At 63.1% G+C, this 14,829-nt stretch carries 8 protein-coding genes and 1 pseudogene; 4 read left to right on the top strand and 5 right to left on the bottom strand.

All coding sequences use genetic code 11. The features are described from left to right. The first annotated feature begins 181 nt into the window (after positions 1-181). Positions 182-2,893, top strand: coding sequence for a helix-turn-helix transcriptional regulator (locus C0V82_RS20250; RefSeq protein ID WP_102114186.1), 2,712 nt, complete (start codon positions 182-184; stop codon positions 2,891-2,893). Positions 2,894-2,902: 9 nt separating this feature from the next. Here the strand turns inward: C0V82_RS20250 and C0V82_RS20245 are convergent, their stop codons facing one another. The 3 genes from C0V82_RS20245 to C0V82_RS20235 all read right to left on the bottom strand — a co-directional run bounded on the left by C0V82_RS20245 (position 2,903) and on the right by C0V82_RS20235 (position 6,609). Then, positions 2,903-4,213: an MFS transporter gene (locus C0V82_RS20245; protein WP_199772557.1), complete on the bottom strand. Its 1,311-nt coding sequence runs from the start codon at positions 4,211-4,213 to the stop codon at positions 2,903-2,905. Between the two features lie 136 nt (positions 4,214-4,349). Beyond that, entirely contained in the window at positions 4,350-5,114 is a 765-nt protein-coding gene (locus C0V82_RS20240) for an SDR family NAD(P)-dependent oxidoreductase (protein WP_102114184.1), read from the bottom strand. Positions 5,115-5,127: 13 nt separating this feature from the next. Further along, positions 5,128-6,609, bottom strand: a complete 1,482-nt coding sequence (locus C0V82_RS20235; protein ID WP_102114183.1) for an aldehyde dehydrogenase — start codon at positions 6,607-6,609, stop codon at positions 5,128-5,130. A gap of 548 nt (positions 6,610-7,157) precedes the next feature. On the opposite strand from C0V82_RS20235, the gene C0V82_RS20225 reads away from it, so the two are divergent. Next, positions 7,158-8,189, top strand: coding sequence for an IS110 family RNA-guided transposase (locus tag C0V82_RS20225; RefSeq protein WP_102114181.1), 1,032 nt, complete (start codon positions 7,158-7,160; stop codon positions 8,187-8,189). A gap of 243 nt (positions 8,190-8,432) precedes the next feature. Here C0V82_RS20225 and C0V82_RS20220 read toward each other — a convergent pair. Together C0V82_RS20220 and C0V82_RS20215 are read right to left on the bottom strand one after the other, a co-directional pair. Beyond that, positions 8,433-9,499: pseudogene (locus C0V82_RS20220) on the bottom strand (IS256 family transposase); the annotation flags it as partial. Between the two features lie 185 nt (positions 9,500-9,684). Then, positions 9,685-10,197, bottom strand: coding sequence for a nuclear transport factor 2 family protein (locus C0V82_RS20215; protein ID WP_102114180.1), 513 nt, complete (start codon positions 10,195-10,197; stop codon positions 9,685-9,687). Positions 10,198-10,486: 289 nt separating this feature from the next. Between C0V82_RS20215 and C0V82_RS20210 the strand changes: the two genes are divergently transcribed. Both C0V82_RS20210 and C0V82_RS20205 read left to right on the top strand, forming a co-directional pair. Further along, entirely contained in the window at positions 10,487-13,336 is a 2,850-nt protein-coding gene (locus C0V82_RS20210) for a TonB-dependent receptor domain-containing protein (protein WP_158660081.1), read from the top strand. Positions 13,337-13,402: 66 nt separating this feature from the next. After that, positions 13,403-14,740 (top strand): neutral/alkaline non-lysosomal ceramidase N-terminal domain-containing protein, encoded by a 1,338-nt coding sequence (locus tag C0V82_RS20205; protein ID WP_158660080.1) that lies wholly within the window; start codon positions 13,403-13,405, stop codon positions 14,738-14,740. Positions 14,741-14,829: the final 89 nt, after the last annotated feature.

Raw genomic sequence — 14,829 nt, 5'->3', positions numbered from 1 at the left:
CACTGAATTAGAAGGAACCGCACCCCGATGCGGCAACGCGGAAAACGGGTGTAGGCGGGTATGAACGGGTAAGCGGCGCGCTTGGCGCGGGTAGAAGTGTTGAAAGGCCGATCCCCAGACCGTAACCTGCCTGTCACGGACCCCTGGCGGACAAACCAGCTTCAGGTGAGGGCAAGGTTCCATGGACGAATTGATCGCCGCCAAATTCGGCCCGCCCGTCTGGATGGGCGACCAGATCCGGCGCGATGCCTTGCTGGACCTGCTGGACGGGGCGCTGACCCATCGCCTGACCCTGGTGCAGGCGCCGGCCGGCTATGGCAAGACCAGCATCCTGGCACAATGGCGCGAACGTCTGGCCGGTCAGTCGGTGAAGGCCGTCTGGTTGACCCTGGAACGTGATGATTGCGATCTGAAGCAACTGGTGCGTTACCTTGTGCTGGCGATCCGGGGGGACGGGGTTGCGGGCGACCCAGTGGCGCAGGCCGCTGATCTTCCGCCACGCGCTGCCCTGTCCGCCATTGTCAATGAACTGGCCGGGGAGGCGGGTCCCTTTGTCCTGATCCTGGACGATCTGCACCATGCCCAGGGGGAGGGGGTGGCGGGGTTCCTGCAGGCCCTGATCCGGCTGGCGCCGGCCAATTGCCGCTTCGTCCTGGCATCGCGGGATTACCCATGGCTGGGCCAATCCGCCCTGGCGGCCGAAGAACAGCTATTGGAGATCACGGCCCGCGATCTGCGCTTTTCCAGCCAGGAGGCGGAGAGCCTGCTGGCACGCGCCGGTCGCCCCCTTGCCGCTGACGATGTCGGCCGCATCCTGGACCGGACCGAGGGCTGGCCCATCGCTTTGCAGTTGACGTCCCTGTCGCTGAAACGTGGTATCGGTCAGGAACGGCTGATCGCGCAGTCGGGCGGGTCGGGTGCCGATCTGGCCCGCTACCTGTCAGAGCAGGTGTTGATGACCCTGCCGGACGAGGTGCGCGAGGTAGTGATCCGCACCGCCCTGGTGGACCGATTGACCGGTGATCTTGTCAATCTTCTCTGCGGCCGGTCCGATGGCTGGCTGGTGCTGGAACGGCTGGAACAGCAGGGCGTGTTCCTGACATCCGTGGGGCCGGATCGGCGCGAATACCGCTATCACCAGCTTTTTGCCGAATATCTGCGCGACCGTCTGGAACGGTCGGACAGCGTGTTGTTCGCCGCCCTGCAGCGTCGGGCCGCCGATTGGTTCGCGCAGCGTGGACAGGTGGCCGATGCCGTCAACCACGCCATCCTGGCCGGTGACCATATGCGTCTGGCGGAGATATTGGAGGATGCGGGCGGCTGGCGGCTGATCCCGCAGGGGCTGCAGGGCGTGGTGGCGCGCGGTCTGGCGCAATTGCCCCGCGCCCTGGTCCATGCAAGGCCCCGGCTGGTGCTGGCCCACGTCTATCTGCAGATGAAGCTGGGTGAACTGGGGGCGGCCCGCGTCACCTTCGACGCCTTTGCCGTGCGGACGGAAGACGCGGTGCTGTCCGCCGATCTGCGCACAGAGATCCAGGTGGTGGGCGACACGCTGGCCGATTACGAGAACCAGCCCGCCAGCTTCGACGATCTGCTGGCGCGTGAGGCGCTGCTGCGCAAGCTGCCGGCCAACGACCATCTGGTCCTGGCCAATATCAGCGAGACGCTGGCCGCCAAATATTTCGAGGGGGGCTGGCTGGAGCGGGCCTTGCAGCCCACCCTGGCGGCGCGGGAGCATTACCGGGCCTTCGGCTCGCTCTACAGCGACATCTTCACCCGCTTCCTGGAGGCGCGGATCAAGCGCGGGCAGGGCCGGTCGAAGGATGCAGAGACCATTCTGGCCGCCGCCAGGCAGGAGATCGTCGAGCATTTCGGCGACCATTCCGACCTGGCCGCCAATTGCGGCGCGTTCCAGGCCGAACTCCTGTACGAACAGGACCGCGTGGCCGACGCCCGCGCCCTGCTGGAATGGGCCCTGCCGCATATGGAACAGTCCGACGGCTGGGTCGATGTCTATGCTGTGGCCTATTTCACCGAGGCCAAGGCGCTGGCAGGGGAGGGGGCATTCGACGAGGCATGGGACGTCATTGCCCGCGCCCGGCGTACGGCGGCGCGGCGGCGTCTGCGGCAACTGGAACTGCTGGCCGATATCGCGGAGGTGGAACTGCTCATCGTGCATGGCGCCGGGCTGGATGCGGCCATCGCGGCGGCGGGGGCGGCGGGGATCGACGGGCTGGCGGCAATGGCGACGGCGCAATCGCCGCTTTACCGGCCCGTGGCGGTGGCGGCGTCGCTGGCCCGGGTGAAGCTGAACCTGCTGTCGGGCGATGTTGCACCGGCGATGACGGAACTGTCGCTGCTGCGCGCCTGGGCGGATCAGCGGGGGGCGGGGCGCCTGCTGATCGATATCAATATCCTGGCCGCCTTTGGCCATCGCGCCCTGGGTCAGGGGGAGGAGGCGCGGACCTGTTTCGATGATGCCGTGGGTATCGCCATGTTCCAGAACCTGATCCGCCCCTTCGTGGAGGCCCGCCGCTTCGTGCAGCCCAGCCTGGATGAGGCGATGGAGGATGGCGCACAGGTGGACCGGTTCCGTGGCCAGTTCCTGAAGGTGCTGGCCAAGTCGGTGCTGGCCTGCCGCAACAACATCACCGCCCCCGGCCTGTTCAACGAGGCGGAGGCCGAGGTACTTAACCTCTTGTGTCAGGGGCACTCCAACAAGGAGATCGCTCGCCTGATTGGCATGTCGCCCGATACGGTGAAGTACCGGCTGAAATCGCTGTTCCGCAAGATCGGCGTCTCCAAGCGCCGGGATGCCGTGCGGGTGTCGGCCGAACGTGGTCTGATCCCCGGTGCGGGCAAGCGGCCGGCGGTGATGCCGGCCGCCCTTTGACGCCGCCGGTCAATGCCGCCGCACCAGCAGCCGCACCATCAGCGCTGCGACTAGCCCGCCCGCCCCCATGGTCAGGGCCACCGGCAGCAACCCGCTGCCAGCCGCGAACATGGCGCCGGCCAGAATGGGGCCGACGGTTGATCCGCCCCGACCCACGCCGATGACGAAGCCGATGCCGCCGGCCCGGAAATGAGCGGGGAAGGTGGCGCCCATGATCGGGTACAGGCCCACCACCCCGGCATTGATGCAGAAGGCGGCCACGGCCACCACCAGTGACAATGGCCCCAGACCCGACAGGCCGGACCCGAACAGGGCGATGGCGAAGAACCCCGCCACCATCGATCCCATCACCAGCGGGCGCAGCGGCAGCTTCTGCGATGCCAGCCCGATCAGCACGGCACTGGTCAGCGACCCGATATTGGCGGCGACCAGGACGCGGCTGGCCTCGGCCGGGCTATGGCCCATATCGACGATGATCTTGGGTACCCATTTCTGCAAGAAATAGAACAGCATGATCTGCGCGAAATAGGCGACGGTCAGCAGCAGCGTGACCCGTGCCTGCCCGCCGGTGAACAGGGCCAGCGGCGACGGTTTCATCATCCCGGCAACGGGTTCGGGCAAGGCCGATATCGGATCACGTCCCAGGTGCCGCAGGGTGCGGTTGACGCGTTCCAAGGCATTGGCGGGCCGCCTTGCCAACAAGCTGTCAATGGATTCCGGCAGGAAGAACCACAGAAGCGGCAGGATGGCCAGCGTCGCGCCGGCCCCGAACAGGAAGACGCTGCGCCAGTCGCCGGTACGGTCCAGCAGCATTGCCGCCACCAGCCCGCCCAGGATGGCGCCGCCAGAATATCCGGCGATATTTAGCACCATGTTCAGGCTGCGGCGCTTGCCGTTGGAGAATTCGGCCACCATGGCACTGGTGACGGAGATCATGCCGCCGATGCCCAGCCCCGTGACCAGTCTTGTCACTGACAGGAACGTAACGTCATGCGCCGTTGCCGACAGCACCATGCCGGCGACCATCACCGTCAGGCAGGCCAGGATGGTGGGCCGTCGCCCGATCCGGTCGGCCAGATTGCCGATCAGCACCGATCCCGTGGCCATGCCCAGCAATTCCATGGACAGGACCACGCCCAGCACCCCCCGGTCGATACCCCATTCTGCCGCGATGCCGGGGGCGGCAAAGCTGATGGCCAGCACGTCGAACCCGTCCAGCGCGTTCAGCGCGATGCACAGCACGACGACCACCCATTGCCGCCAATGCATGGGGGCGGCATCCAGCAGGCCACCCGTTTCCTCGGTATCCATCGATGCCATGACCCAGCCTTTTATAAAGACGGGCTCAGAGCGGTTTTCGGCTAACCGGAAACCGCTCCGGCGGCGACTGCCGCCGCGGCGCATGTGCGCCGTGAAGCCAAGCCGCGGATGCGGCGCCGGCGCTTGAGGAAAAGTTTCACCTTGCTGTGAAACCGCCATCTACCGGCAGGGCTACACCGGTGACGAAGCTGGCCTCGTCCGACACCAGCCACAGCACCGCGTCCGCCACTTCCCCAGGCTTGACCAGCCGTCCCATGGGCACGGCTCCCACCACCTTGGCCTCATTCGCCGCCGCCTCTGCCGGATCACCGTTGCGGCCGGTGAAGCCGATCTTCATGGGCGTGTCGGCCAGACCGGGGCAGACGACATTGACGCGGATATTATCGGCCGCCAGGGCCAGGGACAGGGACTTGGTCAGGCCGACCACCGCCCATTTCGCTGCCGAATAGATTGGGCTCATCATCGATCCGACCAGACCGGAGATCGATGAGGTGAAGACGATGGCCCCGCCGCCGCGCGCCCGCATATGGGCCGCCACCTGTCCCGCCCCCAGCGTGGCGGACGTGACGTTCAGGTCGATGGCTTTCTGGTACGCGGCCATGTCCAGATTCTCCACCGAGGCGGGGCCCGGCATGCCGGCATGGGCCCACAGGATATCGGCCCCACCCAGGGCGGCTACGGCCTGATCGATGCTGCTGCGGGCGCCCTCCGGCGTGGACAAGTCGGCGATGATGGGCACCACCTTGTCGGCACCAAAATCGGCGACCAACTGGTCCAGGGCGGTGGGGCTGATATCGATGGCGGCCACGCGCGCCCCCTCGCGCACGAAACGTTCAACCCCGGCCCGGCCCATGCCCGATGCGGCGGCGGTGACGATGGCGAGCTTGCCCTTCAGGCGCATTTTATGTCCTCCCTTACGCCGCGAACGGGTCGGCAAAGCGCCCGGTCGTCGAAATGATGGTGGTGCGGGTTTCAAGGTAGCTGTCCAGCGCTTCGATCCCGTTCTCGCGGCCCCAGCCGCTGGTCTTCACGCCGCCATAGGGGGTGGACCAGCGGATATAGCGATAGGTGTTGACCCAGACCATACCGGCCTCGATCCGGTTGGCGACGCGGTGCGCACGGCCGGTGTCCGACGTCCACAGCCCGGCGGCCAGGCCATAGGGTGTGCCATTGGCGATGGATACGGCCTCATCTTCCCCGTCAAAGGGGATGATGGCGGCGACGGGCCCGAAGATCTCCTCCTGCGCGATACGCATGGTCGGCGCCACACCGGCGAACACCGTCGGCTCCACGAAATAGCCGCCGGCAAGGTCAGGCGCGGTCAGGCGCGACCCGCCGGCCACCAGTTCCGCCCCCTCCTGCCGGCCGATATCGACATAGGACAGGGTCTTGTCCAACTGCTGCTGATGGGCCTGCGGACCCATATGGGTGGCGGGGTCCAGCGGCATGCCGACCCGCACGCGCGACGCCCGTTCCCGGAACGCCTCCACCACCCGGTCATAGATGGGGCGTTCCACCAGGATGCGGGACCCCAGGGCGCAGGATTGTCCGCACAGCGCCCAGGCGGATCCCGTGGCGGCGTTCAGTGCCTGTTCGATATCGGCATCGGCAAAAATGACGTGCGGGGCCTTGCCGCCCAACTCAAAGCTGAACCGCTTCAGCGTGTCGGCACCAGTCTTCAGGATATTTTTGGCCGTGGCGCCCTCACCCGTGAAGGCGATCTTGTCGACGCCCTGATGGGCCACCAGATGCGCGCCTGCCACCGGCCCGTCGCCCGGCACGACATTGACCACGCCGGGCGGGAAGCCCGCCGCGTCGAACAGGCGGGCAAGGGCCAGCGACGATGCCGGGGTCTGCTCCGCCGGTTTCAGCACAACGGTGCATCCCGCCGCCAGCGCCGGCCCCAGCTTCCAGGCCGCCGCCATCAGCGGCACGTTCCAGGGCGTGATGGTGCCGACGACGCCCACCGGCAAACGGGTGGTGAACGCATGGACGCTGTCATCCATGGGGATGGTGCGGCCCGACAGCTTGTCGGCCAGCGAGGCGAACCAATGGTAATATTGGGCATGCAGCCCGATATCGCCGCGTGATTCCCTGATGGCGCGGCCGTTGTCCCGGCTTTCGATCCGGGCCAGGGCTTCCACCTGCGTGGCGTACAGGTCGGCGAAGCGGCGCAGGATGGCCGCACGCTCCCAGCCCGGCATCCGGCGCCACGGCCCGTCGAATGCCGCGCGGGCCGCTGCCACGGCACGGTCGATATCAGACTTGCCGCCATAGGCGACGTCGCCCCAGGGCTGGCCCGTGGCAGGGTAAATGCTGCCGCGCACGCCCCCATCCAGCGGGGCGACCCATTCACCATTGATGAACAGCCGGTCGAACCGGAAATCGCTCAGCATCCTCTCCCCCGTTTATTTCTGTTCGTCCCCGCAGCAACGGGTGATCACCGCAGCGTACGCAAGGAACGACCTGCCAGCATCGCCGCCGGCGGGTCGAAACGGGGAAATGCGGGTAAACAAGAGGGCGGTTTCGGCAATGGGGGCGCTGAAAAGCAGGTCGCCCTGAATAACAGGCGGCAGACGCGACAGCCTTATACGGCGGAACTGATCCACCAGGACTTTATCTGACACCGAAAATCCACGACTGGCGGGCGATAGAAGCCCGTTCGCCAAAGACCGGGAATGCAACGTAATGACAGCTTTGTTGGATCATGTCCCGTGGCGTGGTGTAGGAGCGGCGGCATCATCGCGCTCTTTGGCCTGTCTGGCCGGACGGATCATGCTGCCACGGCGGGCAGCATGACACTGGAAGCCATCGCTGAGAGGAGCGATGGTTTCCAGTGTCATGTAGCGGGCGCGCTGCACGGTCCATTTGATGGCATGGACCGCCCCTCATCTCCATATCTCGGTATCGGGGCAATGACGGTTCCACCAACAGGAGCCGTGCCATGTCTGTGCAGATGATCGGTCCTAAAATCGCCAAGTCGGTTTTCCAAGTCCACGACGTGGACAATGCCGGCCAGCCGGTGTTGCGCAAGCGGCTGGCCAAAGGTCAACTGGCGGGGTTCTTTGCCAAGCTACCCCCTTGTATTGTAGGCGTGGAGGCCCGTTCCAGCGCACATCATTGGGCGCGGGAATTGACCCGCCTGGGCGATGAGGTTCGGCTGATTCCGCCGCAACATGTGAAACCCTACGTCAAACGCAACAAGACGGATGCAGCCGACGCCGGAGCGATTTGCGAGGCGGTGGGGCGTCCGACCATGCGCTTTGTGCCGATCAAGAGCGTATCCCAACAGGCGGTTCTGGCCCTGCATCACACCCGCGCACTGCTGGTGCGTCAACGGACAGCCACCGTCAATGCGCTTCGCGGTGTGCTGGGCGAGTTTGGGCTGGTCGCCGGCAAGGGCGCGGCCAGATTGGAGGATCTTCGTCGCCGGCTAGCGCAAGCGAACAAGGATACGGTACCCGTGGACGCAAGACAGGCAATCACAAGCCTGTTTGAACATGTCGACCAGTTGCGGGAGCGGGCGGAGGCGGTCGAGGCAGAGATTTTAACCTGGCACAAGGCGAACGCTGTCAGTCGGCGTCTGGCGGAAATACCCGGGATCGGCCCGCTGACGGCTTCAGCCTTGGTGGCCGCCGTGGGTAACCGCAAACAGTTCCAGTCCTCAAGGCATTTTGCCGCGTGGTTGGGTCTGACACCCCGCATTCGGGCCAGCGGCGATCGCCAGCGCATCGGTGCCATCAGCAAGGGCGGGGATCGATATCTGCGAACGCTGTTGATCCATGGGGCCCGGGCGCTGGTCGGCCTGACCAAACGGCCCGGTGTCGCCTTGCGCCCATGGCTGGCGACCCTGGTCGGGCGACGGCCCTTCCCAGTGGCGGCGACAGCCGTTGCCCATAAGACGGCACGGATCGTATGGGCCATGCTGTCGCGAGAGGCCGCTTTTCGGCCATGGACGCCGGCCATGGCTGCATAGCCGGTCTGGACCCCGCCTGCGGGTGTCCCGGCTTGCGAGGGAAGTGGAGAGTGATGGCGAACCGGTCAGACCGGGATTGGCAAAGGCCCTTGAAACGATGCGGGCGCCACAGCCCGTCCATTTGTCAGGCGGCCGATCCGCGGATACCATCAAGGCCAGCGGTCGAAATACCGCGCTGACAGGCCGGATACACGACCGCAAGCGCCGGCTTCATCATCAGCACTCCACAAAATCCTTGCAAGGGTGGGGCGGTCCATACACATCGTTCTGTTCCAACAGGATAGCGCCGACGAGCTTGATGATGGCGGCCTCGTTTAGAAAGATGCTGACGACATCGGCGCGGCATATGACCTCCTTGTTCAGCCGTTCCAGCGTGTTGGTTGAATGCAGTTTTGTGCAGTGCTGGGCGGGAACGCCCATATAGGCCAGCACGTCACGCTCGCTGGCATCCATGAAAGCCGCCAGCTTGGGTGATCGATCGCGCATCTGGTCGGCGACATGACGGAAGGTTTTGTGGGCGTCATCGGCGTCGGGCTGGAGAAAGGCCTGACGCAGGGCGGCGGCGGCCATGGAGTTCTAGCCCTTGGTGACATAGGCCAGGGCATTGCGCATCCAATGGACGCGGCAGCGCTGCAAGGTGGCGCCCATGACGCGGGTGATGGCAGCCGTCAGTCCTTCATGGGCGTCGGAGATGACCAGTTTCACGCCCTTCAGGCCGCGGGCCTTGAGAGACTTCAGGAAATCGCTCCAGAAGATTTCGGCCTCCGAGGGACCGATATGCAGGCCGATGATTTCAGGTTTGCCCTCGGTATTGGCGGCCACGGCGATTATGGCGGCGACGGAGACGATCCGTCCGCCCTTGCACTGTTTGAGGTAGGTGGCGTCCTGCCACAGATGGGACCAATCGCCGTCCAGCCTGTGGTCCAGGAAGGCGTTGACCCGTTCGTCGATGTCCCGGCACAGCGTGGATACGGTCGATTTCGATATGCCCGACAGGCCCATGGCCTGCACTAGATCATCGACGCGCCGGGTGGAGACGCCGCCGATCCAGGCCTCCTGGATCACCGCCACCAGTGCCTTCTCGCTGGTCTTGCGCGCCTCCAGAAAGGGCGGGAAATAGCGGCCCTGCCGCAGCTTGGGGATGCGCAGGTGAAACGTCCCCAGCCGTGTGTTCAGCGCCCGGCCCCGATATGGCCGTCAATGTCGGCTTCCATCAACATCTGCAATACCGTTTCCGGCAGCGTACGCAGAAAATCACCCCCGCCGGCCTTCTGGAGAAGATCGGTCAGTGCCATACTGTCATCGGTCATTGATTGGGTCCTTGGTGCTTGAGGAAGTGTCGCAACTCCACTCTAGCCGATCCCGCCAATGCCCCCCTTGCAGGGCCGCAACCAGCTTTTGGTGAGGCACGCCCCACCAAAAGCTGATCATTGAATTCCCACCACGATCGTGGACGTTAACTCATTTTGAGTGCGTGGCAGTACTGTTTGAGTAATCAACGGGATATTCCTGCTGGTTCCGGCGTGCCCGGCTGGATCGGGGTGGTCTGCCAGGACAGGAGCTTCCAGGTCCCTCCCTCCTGTGCATAGACACCGGTATAGCGGCCGCTGATGCGCCGATCCGCGCCAACGGTCAGGTCAATCTTGCCGTGAGTGATACCAACATCACCGCGCAGTTCGACCACGCGATCGGTCAGCGAAACATCGCGATGCCGGATCTTTCCAGCCTCCAGATCCGCCAGGAACTCGTCCTTGGCCTGAACAGAACCATTGGCATGGATATAGGTCGCGGTGGGGGCAAGCAGGCTGGCAACAGTCTTCGTATCACGTGCGACCTGCGCGTCAAGGCGTGCTGTTTCCGCCGCCATGATGGCTGATTGCTGTGTTCCCTGGCCATGTGCCGGCATGAGTAGGCCAGCTATGAGAATAGCCACGATGAATGCACCAAAATGCCGCCCGTTGCGATACAAATGCTTGGATGCTCTTTTGTGATCCGTGAAGTTTTGCATGGTTTCCTACCCTATCAGTTATGGACGAAGTCATTTTCAGTTTATGGAATACTCAGATATCGGCATTGCGACAAGGTCGCTGGCCCGTCATTTTCACAAAACCAATGTTCCTGGTGATGGAACTAATCACCCCCTCGTATGCGGTTGCCGCCATGTTCCCCGGGCCGGCGGAAGTACGGCCGAAACAGGAAGACCGGCCTTGTTTCGAAAACACGGACGATCCCTGGGTCAAGAAGTCAGAGTTATGAACCTGCCCATGGGACTCGCCTCACTAGGGGAGACAGATCTCATGACTTTCAAATTGACGGCTCTTGCGGGAGTCAGCCTATGTGCTATCGGTTTCGCCAACTGCCCATCGGCGATGGCGCAAACCTCGCCGACCGCGGCGGCACCTGCTGTTGCCATGGAGGAGCTTGAAGAAATCATCGTCACCGGCTCCCGCGTTATCCGGAGCGGGGACAATAGCCCAACGCCGGTGACCGTTGTGGCCATCGATGACATCCTGGCCACCAAGCCGACCACGGTGTTCGAAGCGCTGAACGAGCTTCCCGTCTTCTCCGGCTCGCGCGGACAGACTTTCAACCCGGCGCAGCCCAACCGCAGCAACAACAATATCGCGGCCCTCAATCTGCGCAATATCGGCCCCACCCGCACGCTGGTGCTGTTTGATGGGATGCGCGTTCCGGCGACAACGACCGATGGGCTGGTCGATACCAACATGATCCCACAATTGCTGCTGAAGCGTGTGGATGTCGTGTCGGGCGGTGCTTCGGCCGTCTATGGCTCCGATGCCGTTTCCGGTGTCGTGAACTTCGTGACGGACAGTAATTTCAATGGATTGAAGGCACAGGGGCAGTTCGGTACGTCGGAGAAAGGCGATGCCGATGCCTATGATGTCGGCATCGCCTATGGCCAGGAGGTGCTGAACGACCGGGGTCATATCCAGTTCAGCTATCAGTACCGCAAGGATGATGGCTTGGCCTATCGCACCGACCGGCCGTTGGGCGATGATCGCTGGACCTTGCAGGGCCAGGGCATCCAGACCGATCCCTACTATCTGGTGGCCGGTGCCACCATTGCCACGCATACGTTCGGCGGTCGTATCAATGGCGGTGTGCTGAACGGCCTGCGCTTTGCGGAGAATGGCACCCTTGTGCCATTCGTCAACGGCACGGCCACCAGCAATGCCGCCATCCAGATCGGTGGCGATGGTTCCTACCATGACGCCTCGCTGAAGGCGGGGCTGGAGATGCACCAGGCCTATGGTCGGTTTGACTATGACCTCACAGACAGCATCCACGGCTTTGTCCAGGCCACTTACTCGGAGAACACGACCAGCAGCGGCTTCCAGTACAGCCAGCTCAACAATTATACGTTCAGTGCCAACAATGCTTTTCTGAACCCGGCGATCCGCTCGCAATTGGCCGCCGCCAACCAGACGACGTTCCGTATGCAGCGGATGTTGCGGGACTTCGACCGTCTGAACAACGACAACAAGGCCACGCAATATTTCATCAATTCCGGCCTTGAGGGCGATTTCGGCGACAATTATAGCTGGAAGGTGGGCTATTCGCGGGCGGAGACCAAACAGTACGGCCGGCAGAATGCCAATATCCATCTGGGTCGCCTTGCCGCCGCCTTGGACGCTGTGGTCGATCCGGCCACGGGACGCACGGTCTGTAACGTCTCGCTGACCAATCCGTCGGCCTATCCGGGCTGTGTCCCGCTGAACCTGTTCGGTGAAGGGAACGCCGATCCCGCTGCCATCGCCTATGTCATGGGCCAAACCTCGTTTGAGGCGGTCAATGCCATGGATGATGTGATGTTCAGTGTCGGCGGTTCCCCGTTCAGCACCTGGGCCGGGGAGGTGACTGTCGCCCTGTCCGGCGAGTTCCGCCGCAATAGCTTGACCTACACCGCCAGTGATGAACCGACGGAACGAGCCAGTTGCACCGGCATCCGGTTCAACTGCACCGCCGCCACCCTGGAATGGATCAACTCCCCCATCGCCAGCATCCCGGGCGAGGTGGAGGAAACGGTGGGTGAGGGGGCCATTGAGGCCAATGTGCCTCTGCTGGCGGATCTCGATTTCGCCAAGGCCCTCAATCTCAACCTTGCGGCCCGTCATACGGTCTATGAAACGGCTGGCAAGGCCGATACCTGGAAGGTGGGCGGCGATTGGCAGGTCAATGACGTGCTGCGCTTCCGCGGCACCATCTCCCGTGATATCCGCGCTCCCACCCTATACGACCTGTTCGAACCGCAGTCGGTTGCGCGCAATACCTATCTGGATCTGCTGACCGGCCTGTCGGTAGAGGCCGATGTCATTCGCGGCGGCAACCCGGATCTGGTGCCCGAAAAGGCATTGACCAAGACGCTGGGCTTTGTGGTCAAGCCGGACAACGATTTCTCCATTGCGCTGGACTGGTTTGACATTGAGATCACGGACGCTATCACCGCCATCCAGGGCAATGATCAGGCAGTACAGCGCGTCTGCTACGCCAGCGGCGGCACTTCTTCGGCCTGTTCCTTCCAAGTGCGGCCGAATGGCTATAGCAGCACAGCGGCGTCCAATGTCGTGACGGCTTGGCGTCAGCAGATGCTGAACTATGCGGAACAGCGCACCAAGGGTGCCGACCTGGAGGTCAATTACGCCACCGACGTGAATGATCGCAGCCTTAACCTGCGCCTGTTCGGGACTTACCAGCCCAAGATGACTTATATCACGCCGGGCTTCCCGACCGAGGAGATGGCCGGTGTGGCTTATGCCTCGGGCAACAAGATGGCGGTACCGAAATGGCGTTTCACGGCCACCGCCGTTTATGAACCTATCGACGATCTGACGACGACCCTGTCCTATCGTTGGCGCAGCAGCTTGAAGCATGCTCCGGCTGAATATTTCAATTCGCCGAAGATCGACGCGGCGGGCTATGTCAACTTGAACCTGAACTACCGTATCAAGGTTGGTGAGGGCCAGACGGCAGATCTGTTCTTCAATGTGCAGAACCTGTTCGATAAGGAACCGGAACCCGGAGCCTTCTTTGGGTCAAATACTGCTCCCGGCCTCTATGGCGGCTATGTGATCGGCGATGATCCTGTGGGCCGTTATTTCACCAGCGGTGTGCGCTACCGCTTCTGATCGGCCATTGCCCCGGAACCAACCCTGGTTCCGGGACCTTTCCATATAAGCAAGGGGAGATGCCCCATGTCATTGCAAAGCAGACTGGCCGCCATAGCTCTATCATTGGCGGTGTTGACCGCTGTCCCCTTTATGTCCCTGGCCAAGACTCCAGGGCTGCGGGTTGGCAGCGCCAAGGTCGATATCACACCGCCGATCAACGAGCTGGCCCCGCCGTTCACCAGCATCAACGATCCGGTGTTTGCGCGTGCGGTGATGATCGATAACGGCGCAGCGCGATCCGTTTTGGTCATCCTGGACGTGCCCACCATCGCAGCGCCGATCGCGGCCGACCTGGTGCGTGACATCGCCAAGGCGGCACGGATCAACGAGTCCAATGTCCTGCTGGGCACGTCGCATACCCATAACGTCATGCGTGTCGATTATGACGGGCCGTCGATCATTCCAGGATCGACCAAGCTGGTGGAACGGGTGAAGGCCGCCACCGACAAGGCCGTTAAGGAGGCGGAAGCCTCATTGCAGCCGGCCCGTGTCGGTGTTGGCAGGGGCGACATGAACCTAATAGCTAACCGCAATGAATGGTTCCCGGCCCAGAGCCGGTTCATCGACGGTATCGACCGCGACCGTACCCAACCCATCAACAGCAAGGTCGGTGTCATCGCCTTCCAGGATCTGCAAGGCAAGCCGCTGGCCTTCATCATCAATTATGCGGTTGAGCCGGTCTTGATGGACAATGTCAAGACAGAGATCAGTGGCGACCTGCCAGGTGCCGTTTCCCGTTACATCGAGGGGCGCCTGGGTGAGAAGGTGGTGGCTATGTTTACCATTGGCGCCGCCGGCACCCCGCTCTATCGATCGCATCCCGATCCCTACTATGGCCAGTCCGATCCGCGGGCCATCATGTCTGCCTATGGTACCCTGTTGGGGGAGGAGGTCATTGAGACAGCCCGTGCCATCCGCGACTTCAAGTCCGATATCATGATCGGCGGCGAGCGCGACGTGCTGACCTGTCCTGGCAAGCGGACGACCCCGCTGAATTTGCGCAAGATGTGCGCACATGAGCCGGGATCGAGCCTGCCCGCCTGCAGCTTCACCACCGCCGATGCCGCCCCTGTCAGCCTGTCAATGGGCGCCTTGAAGGTCGGTGACGTCACCATGGTCCAGACGGACGCCAACGTGACACCAGCATTGGGCGCGAAGCTGGCGCAACTGTCACCGGTCAGCAATACTTGGGTGGTGGCGCTGACCTTCGGTCCCATGCGCTTTGTCGTGGATGAGGCGGCATACCCGCTGAACACCTATGAGGCAACGGCCAGTTGGGCAAAGGCAGGCTGTGCGGAGGCTGGTTACCTGGACAAAAGCCTGGGTCTGATTGACCGATTGGCGAGCAGCGCACGCAAATAGTCTATAGACGGATACTTTCTCCATATCCGAAAAAAATGGGAGAGCCCGCGAGCAGGTGATTGTTGGCGGGCCTTTTTCTGCTGGTGCCA

Origin of the sequence: Niveispirillum cyanobacteriorum (assembly GCF_002868735.1) — a bacterium.
GTDB classification, from domain to species: domain Bacteria; phylum Pseudomonadota; class Alphaproteobacteria; order Azospirillales; family Azospirillaceae; genus Niveispirillum; species Niveispirillum cyanobacteriorum.
Note: the sequence above shows the minus strand (reverse complement) of the source record. Positions and strands in the feature narration are given on the sequence as shown.

Bases quoted from the DNA above. Each gene is read 5' to 3' on its own strand.
- C0V82_RS20250 (WP_102114186.1), top strand. From the start codon at position 182: ATGGACGAATTGATCGCCGCCAAATTCGGCCCGCCCGTCTGGATGGGC.
- C0V82_RS20245 (WP_199772557.1), bottom strand. From the start codon at position 4,213: ATGGCATCGATGGATACCGAGGAAACGGGTGGCCTGCTGGATGCCGCC.
- C0V82_RS20240 (WP_102114184.1), bottom strand. From the start codon at position 5,114: ATGCGCCTGAAGGGCAAGCTCGCCATCGTCACCGCCGCCGCATCGGGC.
- C0V82_RS20235 (WP_102114183.1), bottom strand. From the start codon at position 6,609: ATGCTGAGCGATTTCCGGTTCGACCGGCTGTTCATCAATGGTGAATGG.
- C0V82_RS20225 (WP_102114181.1), top strand. From the start codon at position 7,158: ATGTCTGTGCAGATGATCGGTCCTAAAATCGCCAAGTCGGTTTTCCAA.
- C0V82_RS20215 (WP_102114180.1), bottom strand. From the start codon at position 10,197: ATGCAAAACTTCACGGATCACAAAAGAGCATCCAAGCATTTGTATCGC.
- C0V82_RS20210 (WP_158660081.1), top strand. From the start codon at position 10,487: ATGACTTTCAAATTGACGGCTCTTGCGGGAGTCAGCCTATGTGCTATC.
- C0V82_RS20205 (WP_158660080.1), top strand. From the start codon at position 13,403: ATGTCATTGCAAAGCAGACTGGCCGCCATAGCTCTATCATTGGCGGTG.